Source organism: Nonomuraea longispora (assembly GCF_004348345.1).
Taxonomy (GTDB): Bacteria; Actinomycetota; Actinomycetes; order Streptosporangiales; family Streptosporangiaceae; genus Nonomuraea; species Nonomuraea longispora.
Genome location: NZ_SMJZ01000413.1, coordinates 1 through 1,740 on the forward strand (window position 1 = coordinate 1; position 1,740 = coordinate 1,740).

Here is a 1,740-nt window from a genome sequence, read left to right on the forward strand (position 1 = left end):
CCTCGGCTATTCAGCCGGAATTTCACTCCGAAGATCGATAAATGAAGAAGGTGCCTCCGACCTGCGATGATCTGACTGCTTAGATCAAGACATCGCACAGAACGGACGCACCTTCCGGGTGAACGGTACGGCATGGGACCACCGCTTGTCAGTTCAAGGGGACGGCAAGGGACTCATCGGGCACGCGGGAGCCGTACTCCTGCGTAAATGCGCTGATCAGACGGGGTTAACCAGAGCGCTCGGCGGGGTGTTCGCCCGACTGGGCGGCTCGCCGGTATGGGACCGGGGCGTGCTGCTGGCCCAGCTTGCGGTGGCGATCACGCTGGGCGCGACCAGCATGCGGCAGATCGCCCTGCTGGCCCACCACGAGCCGCTGTTCGGCCCGCCGCCGTCGGACTCCACCATCCGCCGGGCGCTGGAGCCGATCGGCCAGGATGAGCTCCTGCGCAGCAGACTGGCCCGGGCAAGAGCCCGCATCCGGCGGCACGTGTGGGATCTGATCGCCGCCACCGAGACCGGATTCCCCTGGCTGCGGGTGGCGGGCAAGGTACTCACCGGGTGGATCGTCATCGACCTGGACGCCACCCTGATCACCGCCCACTCCGACAAAGAGGGCGCCTCGGCCACCTTCAAGAAGGGCTGGGGCTTCCACCCGCTGGCCGGCTGGTGCGCCAACACGCAGGAGTCACTGGCGATGCTGTTACGGACCGGAACGGCCGGGTCCAACACCATCACCGATCACGTGCGGGTCCTGTCCGAGGCCATCGCTCAGATTCCCGACGGCTTCCGGGCCAAGATCTGGTTCCGGATCGACGGCGCGGGCGCCACTCATGACCTGGTCGAACACATGAAAGGGCTGAACACCACCCGGCGCACGGTCCGTTTCACCGTCGGCTGGAAGATCACCGACGTGGACGAGGCCGCGATCGCCCGGCTCCCCGCCGGCGCCTGGCAGCCGGCCGTGCGCCAGGACGGGACGGTGCATCCCCACGCCGAGGTCGCTGAGGTGACCGGGCTGGATGAGCGCGCCGCCGCCTGGGGCGTCCGGTTGCTGGTCCGCCGCGTCAAGCCCTCGGCCCGCGATGCCCGTCAGCTCACCGACCTGGAGAAGCAGACCGGCTGGAAGTACGCGATCATCGCCACCAACCTCGGCCCGCGCGGCCTGCGTGGTGTCCCCGGCAGCCATCACCTCCAGTTCGTTGATGCCGTGCACCGTGATCATGCCGAGGTCGAGGACAGGGTGCGCACGAACAAGGCCATGGGCCTGCGCAATCTGCCGTCGAAAACGTGGAACGTGAACGTCGGGTGGGTACTCGCCGCCAACCTCGCCGCCGACATCGACGCCTGGACACGCTTGCTGGGCCTGCACGACGACGCGGAGTTGGCCCGTGCCGAACCGCAGACTCTCCGCTACTGCCTGTGGCATCTGCCCGCCCGGCTGGTCTCCCACGCCCGCCGACACACCCTGAAGATCAGCAGCACCTGGCCCTGGAAGAACGCCTTCCTGACCTGCTGGCAGCGCCTATCCGCCCTGCCAGCGCCCACCTGACCAGCGTGAACGCATCCCACCCATGCCGAAAGGAGTAACCGGGTCCCATCCGCGGCTCGTGGAACCGCCGCCCACCGAGCGTCTCGGGCAGGTCGCGGTGCCACCCGCCCGCAATGAACAGGACGAACAGGCACAAACCTTCACCAGCCGAAACTGATCAGGAGGGACGGCCACCTCGTGAGTCATCGAGG

1 protein-coding gene is annotated in these 1,740 nt (G+C 67.5%); it reads left to right on the plus strand.

The genetic code is table 11. From position 1 onward, the window contains the following. Positions 1 to 118: 118 nt before the first annotated feature. Entirely contained in the window at positions 119 to 1,549 is a 1,431-nt protein-coding gene (locus tag E1267_RS43610; protein WP_246064744.1) for an IS1380 family transposase, read from the plus strand. Positions 1,550 to 1,740 lie beyond the last annotated feature (191 nt).